This is a genomic window from Nonomuraea sp. NPDC005983 (assembly GCF_040614375.1).
Classification (GTDB): Bacteria; Actinomycetota; Actinomycetes; order Streptosporangiales; family Streptosporangiaceae; genus Nonomuraea.
In genome coordinates this window covers 1-21821 of record NZ_JBEXUP010000145.1, presented here as the reverse complement: position 1 = coordinate 21821, position 21821 = coordinate 1, and the positions used below count along the sequence as shown (strand labels likewise).

Annotated in this window: 21 protein-coding genes; 8 read left to right on the top strand and 13 right to left on the bottom strand. The window is 71.8% G+C overall.

Annotation, left to right across the window (positions count from 1 at the left end):
- The 3 genes from ABZ297_RS38780 to ABZ297_RS38770 form a co-directional block, all read right to left on the bottom strand.
- Nucleotides 1-2126: AAA family ATPase (locus ABZ297_RS38780; RefSeq protein WP_355356919.1), on the bottom strand; the 2126-nt coding region annotated here is incomplete at its 3' end.
- Nucleotides 2127-2330: 204 nt separating this feature from the next.
- Nucleotides 2331-2543 carry a hypothetical protein gene (locus tag ABZ297_RS38775; protein WP_355356917.1) on the bottom strand — a complete coding sequence of 71 codons (213 nt, stop codon included), beginning with the start codon at nt 2541-2543 and terminating at the stop codon, nt 2331-2333.
- A 157-nt stretch (nt 2544-2700) separates the two neighbouring features.
- Entirely contained in the window at nt 2701-3270 is a 570-nt protein-coding gene (locus tag ABZ297_RS38770; RefSeq protein ID WP_355356915.1) for a TetR/AcrR family transcriptional regulator, read from the bottom strand.
- A 76-nt stretch (nt 3271-3346) separates the two neighbouring features.
- Here ABZ297_RS38770 and ABZ297_RS38765 point away from each other — a divergent pair, with 76 nt between their 5' ends.
- Nucleotides 3347-4240, top strand: coding sequence for an alpha/beta fold hydrolase (locus ABZ297_RS38765; RefSeq protein WP_355356913.1), 894 nt, complete (start codon nt 3347-3349; stop codon nt 4238-4240).
- A gap of 16 nt (nt 4241-4256) precedes the next feature.
- Here ABZ297_RS38765 and ABZ297_RS38760 read toward each other — a convergent pair whose 3' ends face one another.
- The 3 genes from ABZ297_RS38760 to ABZ297_RS38750 all read right to left on the bottom strand — a co-directional run bounded on the left by ABZ297_RS38760 (nt 4257) and on the right by ABZ297_RS38750 (nt 6498).
- On the bottom strand, nt 4257-4931 hold the full coding sequence (locus tag ABZ297_RS38760) for a YoaK family protein (protein WP_355356911.1): 675 nt from the start codon (nt 4929-4931) through the stop codon (nt 4257-4259).
- A gap of 136 nt (nt 4932-5067) precedes the next feature.
- Entirely contained in the window at nt 5068-5910 is an 843-nt protein-coding gene (locus ABZ297_RS38755) for a serine hydrolase (RefSeq protein WP_355356909.1), read from the bottom strand.
- A gap of 93 nt (nt 5911-6003) precedes the next feature.
- Nucleotides 6004-6498: a VTT domain-containing protein gene (locus tag ABZ297_RS38750; RefSeq protein ID WP_355356907.1), complete on the bottom strand. Its 495-nt coding sequence runs from the start codon at nt 6496-6498 to the stop codon at nt 6004-6006.
- Between the two features lie 158 nt (nt 6499-6656).
- Between ABZ297_RS38750 and ABZ297_RS38745 the strand changes: the two genes are divergently transcribed.
- Nucleotides 6657-7172, top strand: coding sequence for a hypothetical protein (locus ABZ297_RS38745; protein ID WP_355356905.1), 516 nt, complete (start codon nt 6657-6659; stop codon nt 7170-7172).
- Here ABZ297_RS38745 and ABZ297_RS38740 read toward each other — a convergent pair.
- From ABZ297_RS38740 to ABZ297_RS38730, 3 genes are read right to left on the bottom strand one after another with little or no spacing between them, the layout of a single operon-like run.
- Entirely contained in the window at nt 7141-10518 is a 3378-nt protein-coding gene (locus ABZ297_RS38740; protein WP_355356903.1) for a BTAD domain-containing putative transcriptional regulator, read from the bottom strand. The genes ABZ297_RS38745 and ABZ297_RS38740 overlap by 32 nt on opposite strands.
- A gap of 51 nt (nt 10519-10569) precedes the next feature.
- The gene (locus ABZ297_RS38735; RefSeq protein ID WP_355356901.1) at nt 10570-11628 is read right to left on the bottom strand and encodes a lysylphosphatidylglycerol synthase transmembrane domain-containing protein; all 1059 of its coding nucleotides are present in this window, start codon (nt 11626-11628) and stop codon (nt 10570-10572) included.
- Between the two features lie 49 nt (nt 11629-11677).
- Complete coding sequence (locus ABZ297_RS38730) at nt 11678-12496, bottom strand: PIG-L family deacetylase (RefSeq protein WP_355356899.1); 819 nt, start codon at nt 12494-12496, stop codon at nt 11678-11680.
- 38 nt (nt 12497-12534) lie between these two features.
- Here ABZ297_RS38730 and ABZ297_RS38725 point away from each other — a divergent pair, with 38 nt between their 5' ends.
- Nucleotides 12535-13677, top strand: a complete 1143-nt coding sequence (locus ABZ297_RS38725) for a glycosyltransferase family 4 protein (RefSeq protein ID WP_355356897.1) — start codon at nt 12535-12537, stop codon at nt 13675-13677.
- Nucleotides 13678-13687: 10 nt separating this feature from the next.
- Here the strand turns inward: ABZ297_RS38725 and ABZ297_RS38720 are convergent, their stop codons facing one another.
- Together ABZ297_RS38720 and ABZ297_RS38715 are read right to left on the bottom strand one after the other, a co-directional pair.
- Nucleotides 13688-15166, bottom strand: a complete 1479-nt coding sequence (locus tag ABZ297_RS38720) for a DUF2079 domain-containing protein (RefSeq protein ID WP_355356895.1) — start codon at nt 15164-15166, stop codon at nt 13688-13690.
- Nucleotides 15167-15256: 90 nt separating this feature from the next.
- Nucleotides 15257-15637: a hypothetical protein gene (locus ABZ297_RS38715; RefSeq protein WP_355356893.1), complete on the bottom strand. Its 381-nt coding sequence runs from the start codon at nt 15635-15637 to the stop codon at nt 15257-15259.
- A gap of 310 nt (nt 15638-15947) precedes the next feature.
- Here ABZ297_RS38715 and ABZ297_RS38710 point away from each other — a divergent pair, with 310 nt between their 5' ends.
- Nucleotides 15948-17063, top strand: coding sequence for an aromatic ring-hydroxylating dioxygenase subunit alpha (locus ABZ297_RS38710; protein ID WP_355356891.1), 1116 nt, complete (start codon nt 15948-15950; stop codon nt 17061-17063).
- Nucleotides 17064-17146: 83 nt separating this feature from the next.
- Nucleotides 17147-18067, top strand: a complete 921-nt coding sequence (locus ABZ297_RS38705; RefSeq protein WP_355356889.1) for an anti-sigma factor RsbA family regulatory protein — start codon at nt 17147-17149, stop codon at nt 18065-18067.
- A 15-nt stretch (nt 18068-18082) separates the two neighbouring features.
- Here ABZ297_RS38705 and ABZ297_RS38700 read toward each other — a convergent pair whose 3' ends face one another.
- Nucleotides 18083-19057 (bottom strand): aldo/keto reductase, encoded by a 975-nt coding sequence (locus tag ABZ297_RS38700; RefSeq protein WP_355356887.1) that lies wholly within the window; start codon nt 19055-19057, stop codon nt 18083-18085.
- On the bottom strand, nt 19054-19404 hold the full coding sequence (locus tag ABZ297_RS38695; protein ID WP_355356885.1) for a MerR family transcriptional regulator: 351 nt from the start codon (nt 19402-19404) through the stop codon (nt 19054-19056). The genes ABZ297_RS38700 and ABZ297_RS38695 overlap by 4 nt, the downstream gene beginning before the upstream one ends.
- A gap of 214 nt (nt 19405-19618) precedes the next feature.
- Here ABZ297_RS38695 and ABZ297_RS38690 point away from each other — a divergent pair, with 214 nt between their 5' ends.
- The 3 genes from ABZ297_RS38690 to ABZ297_RS38680 all read left to right on the top strand — a co-directional run.
- Nucleotides 19619-20248, top strand: coding sequence for a DUF998 domain-containing protein (locus ABZ297_RS38690; protein ID WP_355356883.1), 630 nt, complete (start codon nt 19619-19621; stop codon nt 20246-20248).
- A gap of 149 nt (nt 20249-20397) precedes the next feature.
- Entirely contained in the window at nt 20398-20856 is a 459-nt protein-coding gene (locus ABZ297_RS38685) for a universal stress protein (protein ID WP_355356881.1), read from the top strand.
- 235 nt (nt 20857-21091) lie between these two features.
- Nucleotides 21092-21821: APC family permease (locus ABZ297_RS38680; protein ID WP_355356921.1), on the top strand; the 730-nt coding region annotated here is incomplete at its 3' end.

The window sequence follows — 21821 nt, the reverse complement described above, 5'->3', positions numbered from 1 at the left end:
CAGGCGCTGAACGACAGCGCGGTCATCAGCGTCGCCACCAGGTAGAGGACGAGCGTGATGAGGAACAGCTTCTTCCTGCCGTGCCTGTCGGTCAGGCAGGCGTCCACGCCGAGCAGCGGCGTTTCCGGGGTCATCTCGACCACCGCGGCCGCCCGCTCCCGAAGGCCGTCCCAGCGCCCGGTCAGCCAGTCGAGCCTGATCGACGACACCTCCACCAGGTAGGCGGGGTACAGGGCGCCGGACTCCTCGGCGATCCGTCTGCCCTCGCTCGCGAACCGGTCGGCCGGGTCGTAGTGGCCGAGCGCGGTCGCCGCGTCGCACAGGTTGGAGTAGGCGCGCGCGACCTGCCTGCGTACCGCGGCCGACGGGTCGTTCACAGGGAGCGTGTCGGCCAGCGCGAAGGCGTCGGGCGAGCCCACGAGCATGGCGAAGGTGACCTTGTTGGCGTACACCGTGGCTGTCAGCTCGCGGTCCTCGTCGGCGACGGCGACGAGGAGGCTCTCGGCCTGGTCCATCCACTTCTTGTGGGTGGAGATCGGCTCGCGGCCCCATGTCGGCATCGCCAGCAGGGCCAGCCCTCTGGCGGCGATGCCGGGCCTGCCGTCCAGGTCGGGGAGTGCGGCGAGGACCTCCTGGCGTCCCGCCGCGATGGCGCCCGCCTGGTTGGACAGCAGCACGCCCAGGTTCAGCCTGGCCTCGCCGCGGACCTCCCTGGACAGAAAGTCGTCCGACAGCAGGTGACGGAGCATCCGCACGGCGCGCCGGTGAGAGAGCCCGATCGCCGCGAGCCGGCTGAGCTGGAGGGCCAGGGGGCCGCGGGCGTCGCGCGGCAGCTTGGGGTCCGCCAGCATGCCCTCCAGAAGCTCGACCGCGAGCGGGACGTCGCCCAGCGCCGCCGCCTGGTCCGCGGCGGCGCCGCCGTACCGCCGCCACGACGCGTACTCGCCCGCGCGCCTGGCGTGGTAGGCGAGCTGCACCAGGGGCGGCGGGTCCAGCGCGGCGAGCGCCGGCATGGCCCGCCTGTGGGTGAGCCGCCTGTCGGGGCCGGGGATCGCGTCGTAGACGGCCTGCTGGGCGAGCGCGTGGCGGAAGCCGTAGTGGCTGTCGGGGTGCTCCATCAGGACGCCCGCCTTGAGCGCCTCGCGCAGGCCCGACCTGGCGGGGGCGGCGATGCCGGAGACGGCGGCGATCAGCGGTTCGTCGGCGGGCAGCTTGAGCACGGCGGCTGCGTGCACCGCGTGCAGCGCGGCCGGCGACAGGCCGGCGAGCTGCTCCGCCATCGCCTCGCGGAGGAGCAGCGGCACCGCGACGCGGTCGAGCGCCTCCGGCTCCTCCACGCCGCCGGGGAACTGGCCGTCGCCGTCGAGCAGCGAGCGGACGACCTCCTCGATGAGGAACGGCACACCGGCGGTCCGCTCGCGCAGCCGGGCGGCGAAGCCCTCCGTCACCTGGGAGCGGCCGAGCAGCGCGCTGGTCAGGGTTCTGACGGCCTCGACGTCCAGCGGCTTGAGCGAGATCACCAGGCTGTTGGCGCCCGGCGGATGCCGGTAGGCGTGGCCCAACGGCAGCCCGGGCACGGGCAGGTCCTCGCGCCGGAAGGTCACCACGAGCGCCAGGCCCTCGGGCGGTTGGTCGGTGAGGAACCGCAGCAGGTCCCGGGTGCCGTCGTCGGCCCAGTGCAGGTCCTCTACCACCAGCACGGCGGGCGCCACGGCGTCCAGCAGCGCGCGGACCGCGCGGAACAGGCGGTGCCGCTCGGCTCGCGGGTCGTCGACCGGTGGTGGCGGTGGCGACGGCGGCAGGTGCCCGGCCAGTTCGGGGAGATAGCCGCGCAGCGCCCCGGTCACCGGGTTGAGCGCCTCCGTCGCGGGCAGGGCGGCGGCGACGTGGCGCAGCGCGTCGAACACCGGGCCGTACGGGAACGGCTCCCTGAGCTGGTGGCAGTGGCCGAGCAGCACGGTGCGCCCGCCGTCGCGCAGGACGTCGATGGCCGCCCGCACCAGCCGAGTCTTGCCGATCCCCGCCTCACCCTCGACCAGGGCCACGGCGGGCGGTTGGGTGATCGCGCCGAGGAGTGCTCGCAACTGCGCTTCACGTCCGACCATGGGACTGGCGACACTCGTCATCGGCGTCTCCGAGGGTCCGGGTTTGCTGCCCGTGCCGGAATACCGTTATCTACTACCAGTCATCTACGGTCAAGCCTCACTTTACCGACATGCCACTCTGTAATGCTTCAAAGCGCACGCGCGGGCGGGCGTGCCCGGGAGATCGCGCGGGCGGGCTTCCTGCCCGGATTCTTCACGGCGTCGGTTCTTCACGGCGTCGGTTCTTCAGGGCGTCGATTCGCCGAGGTGCTCGTACAGCGCCGGAAGGAGGTCTTCGGTGGTGGCGATGGCCAGCTGCCAGGTGACGTCCTCCCCGGCAGGCGTCGCCTGGGAGATGTCGACGGAGGCGGCCAGCCCGGACAGGAGAAGACTCCGGGTCAGCTCGACAGCCTTGTCGTGGCCCACGACCGTCGTACGGACCTCGATGATCTCCGCCATGCAGCCATCCTCGGTTGTGTGGAGATCAACTGTAGCGATGCGATCGCCCGCGGAACCCGGGAATGCGACGGCCGAGCGCCGTAATCCCTGAGGCTGGGGGTAAGCGGTTGCCGCGCCTACCGCGGGCCGTGGACGCCCGCCGTCGCCTGCTGGTCGTTTAGGGGCAGAGCCGGTCGAGTTGGTGGCGCAGCACGGACAGGGCGTCCTCGGCGTCGCGCTGCCCGAGCAGGACGCTCGTCCCGAGCCCGGACGACATGGCGAGCAGCGCCACGGCCTCCAGGCGGAGGTCCTGAACGTCCGGCCGGGCCTTGCCGAGCTGGGCGGTGAGGAAGTCCTCCATCGCGTTCGGCGCGGCCATGAACGGGTGCGCGGCGAGCGCCGGATCGGTGGCCGCCAGCACCGCGTAGGACGTGTAGACGAGGTGGAACGTGCGGCTCTCCGCGTCCGTCGGCAGCGCCTCCGTGAGGATGGCCTCGATCACGTCACGCGGGCGCGGCTCGACCGACGCGAACCGGCGCCGCACCCGCTCGGCCATCCGCTCGGCCAGCTGTTGCAGCGCGAACAGCATGAGCTGCTCTTTCGTCTCGAAGTAGTGCTGGACGAGGTGCAGCGACACCCCCGCCTCGGTGGCGACCGCCCGCATCGTCGCCGCGTGCAGCCCCCGCTCGCCCGCCACCCGTAGCAGGGCGTCGGCGATCTCACGCCGCCGCCGCTCGCGATCCGCCACTCGAAATCTCCCTATGGACGAGACTGCCCGAAAATTGGTACAACTGTATCCGATACAACTGTACCAGGAGGCCGAGATGACCGAAGGCGGCAGCCGCGACCAGGTCGGGCGCTTCACCACCAGCGAGTCCAGGGACGCTTTCCTGCGTGCCTACGACAAGGCGATGACCCTGTGGCCGGACGAACGTGACTTCCTCGACGTCGACACGAGCTTCGGCACGACCCGCGTCCACCGGCACGGCGCCGGGCCCGGCGAACCGATCGTCCTGCTCCATGGGCACGGCGCCAACGCGTCCACCTGGTACGGGCTGGTGGAACGGCTGGGGCGCGAGCATCCCGTGCACGCCGTCGACACGATCGACGACCCCGGCGGGAGCGTGCAGCGCGAACCCGTGACCGGGTCCCGCGACGCCGCCGTGTGGCTGGGGGAGGTGCTCGACGGGCTCGGGCTCGACCGCGTCCACCTGGTCGGCCACTCCTACGGCGGGTGGCTCGCCCTCAATCAGGGCATCCGTGGCAACGACAGGCTGGCCGGCATCACCCTGCTCGACCCCGGCGGCCTGGAGAAGGTGCCGCCGAAGTTCGTGCTCTCGCTGTTCGCCGGCGTGATCGCGATGCAGGCGCCGACGTCGTGGAAGCCGTGGCTGGCCCGGGTGCTGGCCGATGCCGCGCTGGTGGAACGTCCGGAGATCATGGCGCCGGTCATGCTGGGAGCCTGGTCGTTCCGCCCGAACCGCCGTCCCGCCCGGCCGTTCACGGACGACGAACTGCGGCGCGTGACCGTCCCCACGCAGGTGATCCTCGGTGGGCGCAGCATGCTGCTGCGGCCGGCGCGGGCGGCGGCCAGGGCACGGCTGATGCCGTCGCTCGTGCGCACCGAGATCGTGCCGGGAGTCGGGCACGGCGTGCCGCAGGAGGTGCCCGGCCTGGTGGTCGAGCGCATCCTCGCGTTCGCCTCGACCGGCGCCTGAGATGGCGAGCGGGCGGTCAGCGGGGGCGTGCGGCTGACGGGGCGGGTGGTTTGGGGAGGATTGTGTAGGCCAGGGTGGCGAGGACCTCGACGGCCGTCGCCACCAGCAGCGCGACGGCCGGGCCCGTGCGCGGCACGAGCCAGGCGCCGGCGGTCGCGCCCGCCAGGAAGAGGGCGATGGCGCCGAGCCTGCGGGCCGCGCCCACGCTGTGACCGCCTGCCAGCGGCGAGGTCGCGCCGAGCCAGGCGAGGGTGCTCGTGATGACCGTGGTGGTGATGTCCGACACCCCCGTCAGGCGGACGGTCGCGGTGCGCATCCCCATGGCCAGGCCCAGGGCCGCGATGATCGGGTACTGGGCGCGGGCGTCGGCGAACGCGACGGCCGTGGCCGCCGCCAGCAGCACGGACTCGACCAGCAGCGAGATCAGCAGCCACCGTTGGTGCAGCGCCTTGCACAGGCGTCCGGAGACGATGGCCCCGGTGGCGAAGGCCACCAGCGCGACCAGGCAGCCGAGCGTGCTGAAGTCGGGCGTGCCGCCGATGGCCAAGCCCAGGATCACGGTGTTCCCGGTCATGTTGGCGACGAAGACATGGCCGAGGCTCAGATAGGCGACCGCGTCCACCATCCCGCTGACCGTCGTGAGCCCCAGCAGGAGCAGCGACTCCGCGACCCGGCCCGGATTGCGCGTCACGCCGGCCATGCTCGCCGACCCGCCCGGCGCCCAACCACCCCGACATGGCCCGATTGCCGGGATCTTTACGCGCCGGGGGTCCCTGGCCGGCTCGACCCCGTTCCCAACTGTGGGCCCTGAGCCGCCCGTCGCCGGTTCAGCCGCCCGAGATCTGGGTCTCCGCGTAGTCGAGGAGCTTCTCCGCCGTGCTGAAGCGGCGGGCGTCCTTGTCGCCGAGCAGGACCCCGATCACCACCCTGCCGCTCCGCTCGCCCGCGAACACCAGGCAGAAGCCCGCCGCGTTCGTGTAGCCGGTCTTCACGCCGATGATCCCGGACGCGCTCTCCAGCAGCTTGTTGGTGTTGCGCCAGGTGTGCGCCCGGTGGACGGCCGTCTTCGGGATCTTCTGGACCTCCCGCGAGACCACCGTCCTGAACGTCGAGTCGGCGAGCGCCACCTTGGTCAGCTTGGCCTGGTCGACGGCGGTCGAATAGCCGCCCTTGCCGGGAGTGGGCAGTCCGTCGGGGTTGGTGTAGCGGGTGTCCGACAGGCCGAGGCGCTGGGCGGCGGCGTTCATCTTGGCCACGAAGGCGTCGTTGCCGGGGCCGTACCTGCGGGCCAGCGCGCTGGCGGCGTCGGCCCCTGACGGCAGCATCAATCCGTACAGCAGATCCCTGGTCGTCAGGCGTTCACCCTTCTTGAGCCTGGCCGTGGTGGCGCCGCTCCGCACCGCGTGCCGCACGTCGCTCGCCGTGATCGTGATCGTGTCGCTCAGCCGGCCCTCGCGCAGCACCACGTACGCGGTCATGATCTTTACCAGGCTGGCGACCGGGACACGGCTCGTTTCACGCTTGTTGAAGTGGATCGTTCCCGCCGAGTCGATCACGTAGGCGGACCTGGCTCCCACGGCCGGAGCGTCCGCCGCCTGAGCGGGCGACGCCACGCCGACACCCATGACTCCGACGAGAATCGCGGAGCCGATCAAACCCCCAGTATGCATGCCAAATATGGTGACAGGTGATCAGGGGTCGGTTGACCGATCTCGGCCCCTCGCCGGAGAAATCCCGCCGTCGGCGGGCTCGCGCGGACGCCCTCAGGCCGCCTCGGAGGCGCGCTTCTTCCTACGCCAGGAGAAGAACGCCACGACCCCCGAGAGGATGGCGACCCCCACGACCACGGCCGTGATCGGCGAGCGCGCGGCGAGCTCGAACCAGCCGAACACCAGCGCGGTCAGTCCGAGCCACCAGATCGGCGCCCACGTCAGGCAGCCCAGCGCGCTGGCCACGACGTACCACGGGTAGGACACCCGCAACGCTCCCGCCACCCACGGCAGGGTGTGCCGCAGCATCGGCACCCAGAAGCAGCCGTAGACGGCGAGGGCTCCCCAGCGCTCGACGATGTGCTCGATCTTCGCGATCCGCTCCCGCCCGAGTCGGGTGCCGATGCGCGAGTCGTAGAGCTTCTCGCCGAGCTTGCGGCCGATCCAGTAGTACGCCTGGAACGCTCCGAACAGGCCCACGAGCAGGACAGCACCCAGCCAGAGCGGGCCAACTGGATCTATGGGAATGGTGATAGCCAACACCTGCATATCAGGTCATCACCCTCCCAAAGCGATCATTAGGTCAGCCTTACCTTAGTTCACCGTGCAAGCTTCTGGCCACCTCACAGCAGGGTGCAACCCACCGGCAACCAACCCTCAATCCTTGTCGGTTATTTCTTTGAATTAAGGGATAAGGGGTATCGACCATGGCAACGAGAAGCGGAACGGTCCTGGCCGCCGGCTCGGCGAACGCGGCCAAGCTCTTCGTGGCGGCGCTCGCCTTCACCGGCGCGTACGCCGGTCTCTCCGCCTACGGGATCGCCAGCTCCGCCCCCGATCCCGCCGACCGCACCGTGAGCCTGTCGGCTCGCGAACTGCCCATCACCCGGCCCATCGCCGTCGAGAGGCCCCCCGCCGCGGGCAAGGTCTCCGTCAGCGCCCTGCCCGGCGGCCCCGGCTGCGTCAGGGCGTTCTCCGCCCGTGCCCTGGTCGGCGACGAGCAGGCCGAGCAGGCGGTCAGGTACAGCTGGCGGCTGGCCCGCTGGAGCCCCGACACCCGCACCTGGCACACCTACCTGGCCCACCACGCGGGCTTCGCCGGGACCGGGCGCGCCGTCGACTGGGAGGCGCATGTCACGGGCAACCCCGGCTGGTACCGCGTCGAACTGGCCGTCGAGGGCGCTAAGACCATCAGGAGCGACCGCTTCCAGGTGAGTTGCTGACCGACCGCCGCGCCGCCTCCACCCAGCGCGGCACGCCCACCCGCTCCGCCACCTCCAGCGCCTTCTCGTAGTGGGCGCGCGAGGCGTCGGGCTGGCCGAGCCTGATCGCGAGGTCGCCGAGCGTCAGCGCCACCGGCCACAGCGCCACGACCCCGGTGCCCGCGCCCGCCACGCGGTCGGCGAACGGCTTGAGTTTGTCGTAGCAGTCGACCATCCGCTCCCGGTCGTCGAGCAGCATCCCCGCCAGCGCCCGCCACGTCATCGCCAGCTCGTACAGGAAGTCGGGGCGCACCGGCGGGCGCACCGCGGCGACCGCGTTGGCGTCGGCCACATGGCCCGAGGACGCCAGCGCCAGCGCGTACGCGTCGAGGGTCCACTTGGCGCCGCGCTGGTGGGCCTCGGCCAGCACCTCGACCATCTCCGCCGCCCGGCCGGCGACCAGGTGCAGACAGAACGTGGTGATCAGCGGGAGGTCTTGACGGCCCTCCAGCATGCCGGCCCGCGCGGTCATCCTGGCCGCGTCGCGGTAGGCCCGCTCGGCCCCCGCGTAGTCGCCCACGATCATCAGCCGCTGCCCGGCGTACCAGGCGCACACCGCCGCCGGGGCCGACAGGTCGTACTGCTTGGCCAGCCGATCGGCGGCGGCCGCGTGCTCGTCGGCCACCGCGAACTCGCCGCGCGCCGCAGCGCACTCCAGCAGCACCAGGTGCGCCAGCGCCTGGGTGGCCATCTGCCCGGACCGCTGGGCGACCTCCAGCAGCTCGCGCCCGATGCTCTCACGCGTGTCGACCGCCGGGATGTCGTAGGACTGCCGCAGCCGCCCGCTCAGCGCCGCCGCGATCAGCGTCGGGTCGCCGCTCTGCCTGGCCAGCTCCAGCGCCTCCAGCGACGCCTGGCGGCCCCGCTCGGGCGAGGACGAGCCCTCCAGCTCCAGCGCGAGCGTGGTGAGCAGGCTCGCGCGCAGGGTCTGCTCCCCTTCGGGCAGCTCGATCAGCGCCTTCTCGGTGACGTCGACGATCTCCCAGGCGGTGCGGGTGAAGTCGCGGGCCATCCCCTTGTGCGGGACGGCCAGCGACGCCGCCACCCGCGCGGTGATCTCCAGGTCGCCCAGCGGCAGCGCGGCGTCCATGGCCTCGCGCCGCAGCAGCCGGGCCGCGGTCATGTCGCCGCACAGCGCCAGCGCCCTGATCCGGCGCAGCATGAGCTGCAGCCGCTCCTTGGTGTCGCCGCCCGTGCGGTCGAAGGCCGCGATGGCCTGCTCCCACAGCGTGGCCGCCTCACGGTGCGCGAAGCGCCGCTCGGCCTGCTCCGCCGCCAGCCCCGCGTAGTGCACCGCCTTGTCGGCGGCGTCGGCGAGGAAGTAGTGGTGGGCGAGGGCCGCCACATCGGACGGCGCGCGCCGCTCGATCACCGCCGCGACGGCCGCGTGCAGCCGGGTGCGGCGCAGCCGCGAGGCGTCGGAGTAGATCGTGTCGCGCACCAGGTCGTGGTCGAACCTGAGCAGCCCCGGCCCAGGCTCGGTGACCAGCCCGGCCAGCAGCGCCGCCTCGACCGCCTCGACGACGGCGTCCTCGTCGCCGGCCACGTCCACCAGGACGTCGACGTCCACGTCGCGGCCGATCACCGCGGCCTGCAGCAGGATCTGCTGGGCCCCCGCCGGCAGCCGCGAGATGCGCCTGCGCAGCACGTCGCGCACGCCCGAGGGCACGCGCGACAGCACCTCGGCGGCGCTGGCCCGGCCGGCGGCGGCGGCCTCGGAGTCGAGCAGCCGGACGGTCTCGCGGACGAAGAACGGGTTGCCGCCGGTGCGCTCCACGATGGAGCTGACGGCGTCCTCGTCGATCTCGCGTACGCACGTCGCCCTGACGAGCTCGGCCACGGCCTTCGGGTCGAGCCCCGACAGGCCCACCCGCACCGGGCCGAGCCTGGCCAGCGCGGCGAGCACGTCGGACTGGCGGTCGTCGAGCTCGCTCTCGCGGCACGTGACCACGAGCAGCACCCTGCTGGTGGCCAGCAGGCTGGGCAGGGCGCGCAGCAGGGCGAGGGTCTGGTCGTCGGCCCAGTGCAGGTCTTCGAGCGTCAGCAGCATCGGGGCGCGGCGCGCGACCCCCGCCAGGTAGCCGCCGACCGCGCGGTGCAGGCGGAAGCCGCCCGACACTTCGTCGTCGTCGGGATCGGGGGCGGCGTCGTCGAGCAGCGGCGCGAGGAGCTGGGAGTACTCGCCGGCGCCGGTGGAGGCGACCAGCGTGCGCAGGATCTCCACCCACGCCCAGCCGGGCGGGGTGGCGCTGGAGTCGGGGCAGGCACCCGACGCGGTGATCCAGCCGTCGGCGGTGAGCCTGCCCTCGAGCTGGCGCAGCAGCATGGTCTTGCCCGCCCCCGCGACGCCCGTGACGATCGCGACCTCGAACCGGCCGGTGCGGCCAGCGGCCGTGGTCAGCCTGGCCAGCTCGGCGTCGCGCCCGACGAACGGCTCGGGCTCCAGCGGCGGCGGCTCGACCAGCGCGGTCGGCCTCGGCGGCCAGGTGTCGGAGACCGGCGCGGGCCTGCTGGGACGCGTCGGCGTGGCCAGCTCCAGCTCGGGGGCCTGGGCCAGGATGTCGGACTCCAGCTTGCGCAGCGCGGGCCCCGGGTCGATGCCCAGCTCGTCGGCGAGGATGCCCCTGGCCCTGCGCAGCGCCGCCAGCGCGTCGCCCTGCCTGCCGCAGCGGTACAGGCCGAGGGCGAGCAGCCGCCAGCCCTCCTCGCGCAGCGGGTGCTCGGTGGTGAGCGCCTCCAGGTCGGGCACGGTCTCGGCGTGCATGCCGAGGCGCAGCCCGGTGTCGGCGTGCCGCTCGCGCGCCACCAGCCGCAGCTCCGTCAGCCTGTTGACCTCGGCCTCGGCCCACGGCTGGTCGGCGAAGTCGGAGTAGGGCGTGCCGCGCCACAGGCCGAGCGCCTTCTCCAGGCGGCCGCGCGCCGACTGCGGGTCGCCCTCTTCGAGGTGCTCACCCGCGGCCCGGACCAGCTGCTCGAACCTGAGCGCGTCGACCTGGTCGGCCGCCACCCGCAGCGCGTAGCCGGACGCGACGGTCACCAGCAGCCGGTTGGGCCCGCCACGCGGGCGGCCGGGTTCGAGCACCCGGCGCAGCCGCGAGATGTAGACCTGCAAACCGGACTGCGCGCCCTTGGCCGTGTCGTCTGCCCACAGGTCGTAGAGCAGCATGTCGACCGGGACGACCTGACCTCTGGCCACGAGAAGGCGGGCGAGCACGGCCCGCTGCCGCAACCCGCCGAGGTCGAGTTCGTCGTCTTCGTACGCCTCGACTGGCCCCAGAACCCGGAACGCCACCATGTCAGCCGCCACGCTATGCGGGCTTCCGAATCACGCACAAGGTCTTTGTTTTGTTTGGGATTCTCACTGCGGGGCCTTCGAGATCGCGGACGGGGGCTCCGCGGCGGTGCTCCGGCCGTTGCGCCTGCGCAGGAGCGCCCACGCGCCCAGCGCCAGACCGCCGAACGGGATCTCGATAGTGTAAGTCCAGAAGCCGAAGAGCAGTGCGGTCGCGGTCGCCGGAGCGGGGTCGACCCCGAACGCGGTCAGCAGCACCACCACGCCGCTCTCCATGATCCCCGCGCCGCTCGGCGTGACCAGTGCGCTGGTCAGCACCCGCGACAGGGCGAAGACGGCGACCGACTGGGCCAGCCCCGGATAGGCGCCGGTGGCGTACATGCAGACGACCATGATCGCCCACTGGAAGCCGAGGAAGAAGACCATCGCCAGCGACAGCCCGAGCCACCGGGTGTGGACGATCTGCGCGGTGTCCTTGCGCAGCCGGTGCAGCGCGTCGGAGGCGTGGAACTTCAGCCGGGTCAGGCGTACCAGGAAGTCGAGGGCGCGGCCCAGCAGGGCGGCGGCGCGGTCCCAGTACAGGGCCGCGGCGACCACCACGCAGAGCACGAGGATGGAGATCGCGCCGACCCAGCCCGCCTTGGCGACCGTCGGGTTGGGCACCTCGCCCGCCATGAGCAGCCCGATGATGCCGACGGCGGGCAGGATGAACCTGAACAGCGTGTTCCAGACGCCGCTGACCAGCGTCATGACCACGATCGGGCGGTTGGCGAAGCCCCAGCCCCTGGTCATCCCGAAGGTCAGCGCCACCCCGGCCGCGCCGCCGAAGGGCAGCAGGTTGCTGACCGCGCTGCCCGCCGCGTTGAGCGTGAGGGCCTGCAGGTTGTTCAGGCCGGGCAGCGAGTTGGTCAGCACGAAGGTGTAGGCGAACAGGCTCAGCAGCCACAGCGCCGTCATCAGCGCGATCATGCCGACGTTCAGCGTGCTGAAGACCGCGCCGATCTCACGCCACGAGACCGGCTTGCCGGTGAGCGTGTGGACGATCTGCGGCAGGTACACGACGAGCAGCACCGCCAGCGCCAGGGAGAACGCCGACAGTGTGAGCTGGAGCCATTTGTTCTTCATCGGGGTCCAGTCTGCCCCTCGCACAGCCCCGTGGAGTCATACAGGAGTCTCATCTTGGCCACTGCTCGAAAGGATGACTGAGCCGGGTGCCCGGCGGCAGGTCGCGCCGCACGAACCACTCCGTGCCGAAGACCAGCCGGTACAGCGGGCCCGGAACCTTCAGCATGACGGCGAGGGTGCGGTCGCTGTCGCCGCCGGTGGCCTGGGACGCGTGCGCGGCCATGCTCGCCCGCTTCTGCCGAGCGTACTTCCTGACGTTCACCCTGTGGGTGATGGTCTCGCTGGAGGAGTACGCGCTCTCGAACGTCCGCACGTCGAACTCCGGCGGGAACCTGTAGACCTTGCCCGCCATCCGCAGCAGCCTGAGCAGCGGGTCGCGGTTGACCGTCGCCTCCAGGACGATCTTCGTGCCCGCGATCTCCGCCGCCCGCCTGCCCACCCGGTGCACCTGCACGTGGTCGGGGTGCCCGTAGCCGCCCGCCGGGTCGTAGATGGACAGCAGGTCGGCCCGCTCCTCCTCGAGGATCGCGGCCAGCGCCTTCGCGGCCTCCTCCGAGTCGGCGTCGATGAAGGCGTTGTCGGGACGCTCCTCGGCGATGCCGCCCTTCGGGCTCAGCCCCGAGTCGCCGTACCCGAGGCACTCCACCCGGGCGCAGCCGAGCAGCGCGGCCGACGTGTACAGCTCCTTGAGCCGCGTCTCGCCGAGCTCGTCGCCCGGCTCCATCTCGGCCAGCCCGCGCTCGCCCGCCGTGGCCACCACGAGCACCACACGGTGCCCCTCGGCCGCGAGCATCGCCATCGTGCCCGCTGTCAGCAGGGCCTCGTCGTCGGGGTGGGCGTGGAAGAACACAGCGGTACGTGGAGGCACACGCCCAGATTAGTCTGGGAGGGGTGCGGATCTTTCACGTGAGTGACTGTTACCTGCCGCGACTCGGGGGGATCGAGGTCCAGGTCGCCGACCTCGTCCGGACTCAACGCGAGGCCGGGCACGACGTCGAGGTCGCGACGGCGACCAGGGGCGAGCCGCTGCCCGGGGTGCACAGGATCGTCGCCAGGATGCCCTTCGACCTACCGGTGCACCCGTTCGGAGTCGGGCACCTCACACGCCGGATGGTCGCGTCGCGGCCCGACGTGGTGCACGTCCACGCGGGCGCGGTCTCGCCGTTCGCCTGGATGGGGGTGCGCGCCGCCGTACGGGCCGGGCTGCCGGTGGTGGTGACCGTCCACAGCATGTGGGACCCGGTCACCCGCGGCCTCTACCGGCTGCTGCGGCTGGCGACGGGCTGGCACCGCTGGGGGCTGGTGGGCACGACGGTCAGCAACGCGGCGGCGGCGCCGATCCGCGCGGTCGCCGGCCGCGGGGTGCCCGTGCACGTGGTGTCCAACGGCCTCGACCTCACGGGCTGGCGTCCGCAAGACGACCACGTCACGGAGCCGGGCGGCGGGCCGCAGGTCGCCGGGGAGCCGCGTGGCGAGGTGCACATCGTCGCGGTCGGACGGCTGGCGCCGCGCAAGCAGCCCGTGCGGCTGCTGCGGCTGTTGCGGGAGGTGCGCGCCCGCGTCCCGGCCTCGATCCCGCTGCGGGCGACGGTGATCGGCGACGGGCCCGCCCGCGGTTCGATGGAACGTTACCTGGCCAAGCACGCCATGACCGGGTGGGTCTCGCTGCCCGGCCGGTACAGCCGCGAGCAGATCGCCAAGGTTCTGGAGTCGTCCGACGTGTTCGTGGCGCCGGCGCCACGCGAGTCGTTCGGCATCGCCGCCCTGGAGGCCAGGGCGGCGGGTCTGCCAGTGGTCGCCCGCGCCCAGAGCGGCGTCGCGGACTTCGTCAGGCACGGCACGGAGGGCCTGCTGGGCCGCGACCTGCCCGGCCTGGCGGCGGCGGTCAGCCGCCTGTGCACCGACACCGCGCTGCGGGAGTCGATCTCCGCGCACAACCGCGCCAACCCGCCGACCGCGGGCTCCTGGCCCACGGTCCTGTCGGGTTTCGACGCCGCGTACGCCCGCGCCCGCGGGGCACGTCCGCGACCGTCGTCCCCATCGCGCTGAACACCGGTTCTCAGGTTCTCCGCAGCACGACGTACCCGTCCTGCTCGAAGACCTTGCTGTAGCCCTCCGACAGGAGCCTGCCGACCTGCGCGGCCTGGTCCTCGGCGGAGCCGAAGGGGAACTCCCAGCGGGACGTGTCGGCCACCACCCACGGCGAGCCGTGCGACTCGGCGGTCCACAGCAGGACGGTGGTGCGCGAGGTGAGCGCGGGGCCGAGCGAGTTGACCGCCTCCACCTGGACGCCCGACGGCACCCGCGCCGCCGCCGCGCGGGCGGCGGCGGTCTTGACCTGGTCGGCCTGGTAGAAGCTCGGATGGTAGAGCTGGTCCAGGGCGAAGCGCGGCACGAGCGTGACGGCGACGGCGCACACGGCCGCCGCCCAGGCGAGGCCGAGCCGCCGGTCGCCCGGACGTCCGGCCCAGCGCAGCAGCCTGGACAGCCCGTCGACGCCCGCCAGGAAGAGGATCACCACCGTGAACGCGCTGTACTGGAAGTCCGCCTGCCACCACAGCGCGCGGTCGGACAGCATGCGTTCGAGGACGTGCGGCAGCGCGACGAGCGACAGCGGCGACAGCAGGCAGAGCAGCAGCGTCGGCCAGGCCAGCAGGAACAGCGTGTCGACCTTGGCCTCGTCGCTGAACGGCAGCAGCAGCGTGGAGAGCGGGTCGCGCAGCATCGCCAGGATGGCGCTGGGCGCGTCGGGCCCGAGGTGGCCGTAGGCCCAGAAGTCGCCGGTGTCGCCGCCGAGCATGGGGATCAGCGCGCCCCTGGTGAGCATCACGGCCCCGACGCCGATGCCCGCGCAGCACAGCCCGCTGAACCGGTCGCCGGTGACGAACAGGTAAAGCCCGAATCCGAGCACCATGAGCCCCATGTCCTCCTTGACGAGGACGAGCGCGAACATCGCCGCGAACGCCGGCAGCGCCTTGCCCGCGTGGTACCGCTCGATCATGACGGCGGTGAGCAGCGGGACGAACATCACCTCGTGCGCGTCGAACGCGATCGCCTGCGCGACGGGCCACGACAGCGCGTACGCCACGCTCACCAGGTAGGCGGGGGCGGTGCCGAGCACGCGCCGGGTGAACAGCCAGATGAACGGGATCGCGGCGGCGAACAGCAGCGCCTGCGCGACGATCAGTGACCCGGGCCCGTCGTGGACCCAGTAGAACGGCGCGAGCAGCGCGTAGATGGGGGAGAAGTGGTCGACGATCTGCAGGTAGTCGAGCCCCCGGCCGTGGAAGGCCCCGACGACGGGGATGTGGGGCGGGCGGAAGTGCGCGTAGTTGCGTACCGCCTGGTCCACGATCACCAGGTCGAAGGTGGTGGCGCGGAAGGTCGCCAGCTTGACCAGGCCGATGACGGCGTAGGCGGTGGCGGCGAGTACGCACATCACGCCCAGCCTGAGCCGGTGCCCGCCGAAGGCCAGCCAGCGGGGGGTGGAGATGGCGGCGGGTGCCCCGGACTCCGCCGCCAGCGTGTCGCCCGTCACGGGCGACAAGGGTAGACCGGTTTCATGTGGATGGCCCCGGCCGCCGCGCCGACCTGCCCCCCACAGGCGGCACGGCGGCCGGGGAAGTCATCACTTGCAGGCGCTCTCGATCTTCGTGATGAAGCCCTGCATCTTCTGGACGGAGTCCAGGGTGGCGCTCGGGTCCTTGGCGTCGATCTTGATTCCGTCGAGCCCGGTCGCCAGGTCGTCGAGGGCCGAGGCGAGTTCGCCGTCGTAGCCCTTGGCAAGCTCCTTGACCTTGGCCGCGGCCTCGTCACCAGCGGTTTCCAGGGCCTTGGGGTCGGTGGCGACCTTGGACATGGAGCCGTTGAAGTCAGTCATGATCGTCGTGACTTCCTGGCCGACTTTGTTGCAGTCGACAGCGTTGCCGATCGCGCCACAGGCGGTGGTGAGGCCGGCAAGGGTAAGCGTCGCGACCGCGATGGCGAGGCGACGACGAGGGGGTGTCATTACTTGGTGCCCTTCGTAGGTTTTATGACGAAGGAGACAGTATGGACCAGTCCTTGACCGTCACTTGCACCTCACTAACATCACTGGTGTCAGGCTGGCGTAAAGCCGTACGGCAGGGCCTGGACGATCTCCCCGGGCTCCGGAGCGGCAGACCGAGCAGGCCCCGGTAGTCGCGAACCCGCTCGTGACCAGCGCGTACACCTGATGGCCGCGCCAGGCCGGCAACTCCCTCTTGACAGCCCCATGGGCCCGCCTGACCATGTCGCATATAGGGCAACTCGGTGCGTAATACGCAACAAGGCGGTGTCGGTTGACCAGCTTGATCTCCACGCTTCCCGGCTGCTCTTACACCGACCCAGAGGTGTTCGCCGAGGAGCAAGCCAAGATCTTCGAAAGCCTGTGGTTCTGCGCGGTCAGGTCCGACGAACTTGGCAAGCCGGGCGCCTTCAGGACCGTCCAGGTCGGCACGGAGAGCGTGATCGTCGTCAGGGGGCGCGACGGGGGGTTACGCGCCTTCCTCAACGTCTGCAGGCACCGCGGCGCCCGCCTCTGCGTGGAGGAGCACGGCGAGGTCAAACGGACGATCAGGTGCGTCTACCACGCCTGGTCCTACGACCTCGACGGCAGGCTGGCAGCCGCGCCGAACCTGGCGAAGATGCCCGACATCGACCGCGTCGCCTACGGGCTGATCCCCGTGAACCTGCGCGAATGGCTCGGCTACGCCTGGGTCTGCCTGGCGGACGAGCCGCCCTCGTTCGAGGAGACCGTGACCGCCGCCGCCACCGAACGGCTCGGCGACCCCGCCGCGATCGAGCACTACCACGTCGACAAGCTGGCGCTCGGCCGCCGCGTCCGCTATGACGTCAGGGCCAACTGGAAGCTCATCGTCGAGAACTTCATGGAGTGCTACCACTGCGCCACGATCCACCCCGAGCTGACCGCCGTCCTGCCCGAGTTCGCGGGCGGCTACGCGGCGCAGTACTACGTGGGCCACGGCGCCGAGTTCGCCGAGCGTGTCCAGGGGTTCACCGTCGACGGCAGCCCCGGCTTCGGCAAGCTGCCGGACGTCTCGCGCGAGCAGGACCGCCGCTACTACGCGATCACCGTGAAGCCGCAGGTCTTCGTCAACCTGGTGCCCGACCACGTGATCGTGCACCGGATGTTCCCGCTGGCCGCCGACCGCACGGTCGTGGAGTGCGACTGGCTCTACCACCCCGACGTGGTGGCCTCCGGCGCCGACCTGTCGCTGTCGGTCGAGCTGTTCCACCGCGTCAACGAGCAGGACTTCGACGCCTGCGAGCGGACCCAGCCCGGCATGGCGTCACGGGCCTACCGGACGGGCGGCGTGCTGGTGCCGAGCGAGCACCACATCTCGGCGTTCCACCAGTGGGTGAACCTGCGCCTCGCGGACGGCTCGTCAGGGTAACCGGCACCCCGAAACGCCAGCTCAACCCCGGAATGTTCAACAGATGGCCATGAAGTGCACATCGCCGGGTAGCGTGTGGACTGATGTTGGCTGAACCGTTCGTCCACCCGGCCCTCTTCTATCGGGGCGACCGGGAGTACGTGGCCGCCACCGCGGCTTTCGTCCGTGAGGGGCTGGCCGCGGGCGAGCCGGTGGCGGTGTCGGTGCCCGGACGGAACCTCGCGCTGATCCGCGCCGAACTCGGCGCGGAAGCCGACAAGGTGCTGCTGCTCGACATGACCAAGGCGGGCCGCAACCCCGGCCGGATCATCCCCGCCGTGCTGCGCGACTTCGCCGACCGCCACCCCGACGACCACGTCCGCATCGTCGGCGAGCCCATCTGGCCCGGACGCACCGCGACCGAGTATCCCGCCTGCGCCCAGCACGAGGCGCTGATCAACTACGCGTTCGCCGGCCGCCACGTCACCATCCTGTGCCCGTACGACCTGGCGGGGCTCGAGCCGGCGGTGCTGGAGGACGCCGAGGTCACCCACCCCGTGCTCCGCGACGCCGACGGCGAGCGGCCCAGCGACCGGTACGCCCCGCAGGACGTCGTCGACGGCTACAACCAGCCGCTCACGGAGCCCGACGCCTTCACCGAGCTCCGTTTCGACCGCTCCAACCTGTCCGACGTGCGCGGCCTCGCCGCCGCCCAGGCCGCCGCGGCGGGGTTCACCGGGGCCAGGCTCGACGACGTCAGGCTCGCGGTCGCCGAGCTCGGCGCCAACAGCCTCGACCACGGTGGCGGGTCGGGCCTGTTCAGGTCCTGGTCCGCGGACGGACGCCTGGTGTGCGAGGTCAGTGACACGGGCCACATCACCGACCCGCTGGCGGGCCGCAGCCCGGTCGACCCGCGCGTGGCGGGCTCGCGCGGGCTGCTCATCGTGAACCTGCTCAGCGACCTGGTACGCGTCCACACCCGCCAGGGCGGCACCGCGATCCGCGTCTACTTCGACCTGCCCTGACCACGCAGCCCGAGGTCAGTTCTCGATGTGCGTCATGTCCGGGTAGCGCTCGCCGCGGACCGCGTCGGCCGGAACCGTCCGCGCCAGCTCGGCGAGTTGCTCCGCGGTGAGCGTGATGTCGGCGGCGCCGGCGTTCTCCTCCAGGTACTTCATCCGCTTGGTGCCGGGGATGGGGATGACGTCGTCACCCTGGGCCAGCAGCCAGGCCAGCGACAGCTGCGCGGCGGTGATCCCGGCCGCGTCGGCGATCTTCCGTACCTGGGCCACCAGGGCGGCGTTGTGCGCGGCGTTCTCGCCCACGTTGCGCGGGAACCACTTGCGGAAGTCGTCGTCGGGCAGCTGGTCGGCGGGGGGCAGGGCGCCGGTCAGGAAGCCGCGGCTGATCGGCGAGTACGCCACCAGCGCGGTGCCCACCTCGCGGGCGGCGGGCAGGATCTCCGCCTCCAGGCCCCTGGTGAACAGCGAGTACTCGCTCTGCAGCGCGGCGATCTGGTGGACCTGGTTGGCCTTGCGCAGCGTCTCGGCGCTCACCTCCGACAGGCCGAGATGCCGGACCTTGCCCTGCCGCACCAGCTCGGCCATCGCCCCCACCGACTCCTCGATCGGCACGTCGGCGTTACGGCGGTGCATGTAGTACAGGTCGATGTGGTCGACGCCGAGCCGCTGGAGCGAGGCGTCGCAGGCCGCCCTGATGTACTCGGGGCTGTTCTCCACCGTGCGGGTGTCGCCGTCGCGCTTGATGGCGAACTTGGTGGCCAGCACGACCTCGTCCCTGCGGCCCTTGACGGCCCGGCCGACGAGCTGCTCGTTGTGCCCTCTGCCGTACATGTCGGCCGTGTCGAGGAAGTTCACCCCCAGGTCGAGCGCCCGGTGGATGACGGCGATGGACTCCTGCTCGTCGCCCTGGCCGTAGAACTCGGACATGCCCATGCAGCCCAGGCCCAGCGCCGAGACCTGCGGGCCGCCATTACCAAGAGTGCGCGTCTTCACGCGTGCCCTCCATATGAGTCGATCTTGTGGTTCAGGACGGAGAGGTCCTGGGTGAGTTCGGCGATCCTGGCCTCGACGCGCTCGCGGTGCTGCTCCAGCATCGCCTTCCGCTCGGGCGCGGTGTGCGGCCCCTGCCGGGACAGATCCGCGTAGCGGCACATGTCGGCGATGGGCATGCCGGTGGTGCGGAGCTTGGTGAGGAACCGCAGCCACTCCAGGTCCCGCTCGGCGTAGTCGCGGTGCCCGCTGACGTTGCGGCCGACCGAGGGGATGAGCCCGATACGCTCGTAGTAACGCAGCGTGTGGGCGGTGAGCCCCGACCGCTGCGCGGCTTCCTGGATCGTCATGTCACCAGAGTCGCCCTTAGAGTGCACTCCAAGTCAAATCCGGTGGTGCGGGCACTGCCGACCCTGAGGAGGCAGGCACTACCCAGGGTCGTCTCCGCGCAGGTCAGCCGGGAATTCCCCCAGGGTCTACACCCAAGGTAGTAGGGGGTTGCTCAGGGCTCCTTGGGGTTGATCTCCGATGTTCGCAAAGCCCGCCTTACGCGAGCTTTAAGACATGAAGGGATTGCTCACCAGCGGATTCGCGGCCATCGGCACCGGCACCGGTGCCATGCTCACCCTGCACGCCAGCGCGGGGCTCGACCCGTTGCACAGCGTGATCAGCGAGTACGCGTTCCAGTCCTCCGGCTGGCTGCTTCCCACCGCGCTGACCTCGTTCGCCATCGGGTCCGCGTTCATCGCCGAGGCGCTGCGCAGGTCGGGCGCCGGGCGCTGGGTGTTCCTGCTGTTGCTGGCGTGGGGCGCGAGCATGTTCCTGATCGGCGCCTTCCCCACCGACCGGCCGGGCGTCCCGCTCTCGCTGTCAGGCGGCATCCACCGCTACGCCGCGTTCGCCGCCTTCCTGGTGATGCCGCTCGCCGGCCTGCTGCTGGCCAGGGCGCAGGCGCGTTACGCCAGGGCGATGCGGGCGCTGAGCGTCGTCGCGCTCGGCGCGCTGGTGCTCGTCGTGGTCCCGTACGTGGTGCGGATGTTCGGCATCCCGCTCAGCAACGACGACATCCCCGCCGGTCTCATCCAGCGGATCGTGGTCGTCGCCGAGCTGGGCGTGCTCGCGCTCGCGGGGCTGTCGAGGCTCAGGCCCGCCCCTCAGTGCTCCCAGAGTGGCGTTTCGCCCATCCTGGCGTAGCAGCGTCCCGCTCGCGGTCACGGCCGGCCAGGGGCGGTTCCTGGACCTTCGTCACGGTCACGACCTCCGGCTACCCGCCCGTCAGGCGTGAAACGGCGCAGCGGTGGAAGGAGGGCAGGGAAGCTGACCGAGACTGAGGAGTGCGTGAGATGACGATCCTGGTGGCGTACGACGGTTCCGACGACGCCAAGGCCGCGATCACCTTCGCCGGCACGCTGTTCAAGGGCCAGCCCGCCGTCGTGCTGACCGTGTGGGAGCGGCTGGCGATGACCTCGGCCCGCGCCTCGGTGGGCCTCGCGATGACGTTCGACGCGACCGCCGCCGACGACCAGGCGATCGGCGACGCGATGCGGGGACTGGCCCAACAGGGGGCCGAACTGGCCGCGCAGGCCGGGCTGGACGCGACACCCCGGGTGGAGCTCGACTCGATCGCCGTCTGGTCCACCATCGTGGACGTCGCCGCGGAGATCGACGCGACACTCATCGTGACGGGCACGCGGGGGCTCGGCGGGGTGCGCTCGCTGCTGCTCGGCAGCACGTCCGACCGGGTCCTGCACCACGCGCACCGGCCCGTGCTCGTCGTACCTGGCCCGGAGGCGGGTCACTAGCCGCACGCCGGGCCGGTTCGCGCCCTGGGCCGGGCCGCACGCCGGGCCGCACGCCGGGCTGCACGCCGGGGGCGGGCCGTGCGCGGGGTGGGCTGCGTACCCGGGTGGGCCGGGCGCTGGGGAGGCCGTCGGGACGCCCCCTTATCCTGCCTGAGAGCTGAAGGAGGAGCGGGTGGCGGAGGGGCTGACGCGGCGGCTGGGCACCTCCGACGCGGTGGCCGTCGGGCTGAGCGCCATGATCGGGGCGGGGGTGTTCTCGGCGTTCGCCCCCGCGGCCTCGGCGGCAGGGCCGTGGCTGCTCGCCGCGCTCGCGCTCGCGGCCGTCGTCGCGTACTGCAACGCCACGTCGTCCGCCCGGCTCGCCGCGCTGTACCCCGAGTCCGGCGGCACGTACGTGTACGGCCGGCGGCGGCTCGGGCCGTTCTGGGGTTACCTCGCCGGGTGGGGCTTCACCGTCGGCAAGACCGCGTCCTGCGCGGCGATGGCGCTCACCTTCGCCGCGTACGCCGCGCCGGCGCTGGCCAGGCCGCTCGCCATCGCCGCCGTGGTCGGGGTGACCGTGCTCAACCTGTACGGCGTGCAACGGTCCGCCATGGTGGCCAGGGTGATGGTGGCGTTCGTGCTGGCCGTCCTCGCCGCGCTCGTCGCCGCCGGGCTGCTCGGCACCCCGCACGCACCGTCGCCGGTCGGCGACCATCTAGCACCGTCCGGCGGCGCCGACGTGTGGGGCATGCTCCAGGCGGCCGGGCTGCTGTTCTTCGCCTTCGCCGGATACGCCAGGATCGCCACCCTGGGGGAGGAGGTGCGCGACCCGTCCAGGACCATCCCGCGCGCCATCGGCATCGCCCTCGGCGTCACGCTCGTCGTCTACGCGCTGGTCGCCCTGGCCACGCTGCGCACCCTCGGGGCCGCGGGGCTCGGTGCGTCCGAGGCGCCGCTCGCGGACGTGGCCGGCGCGTCCGGCG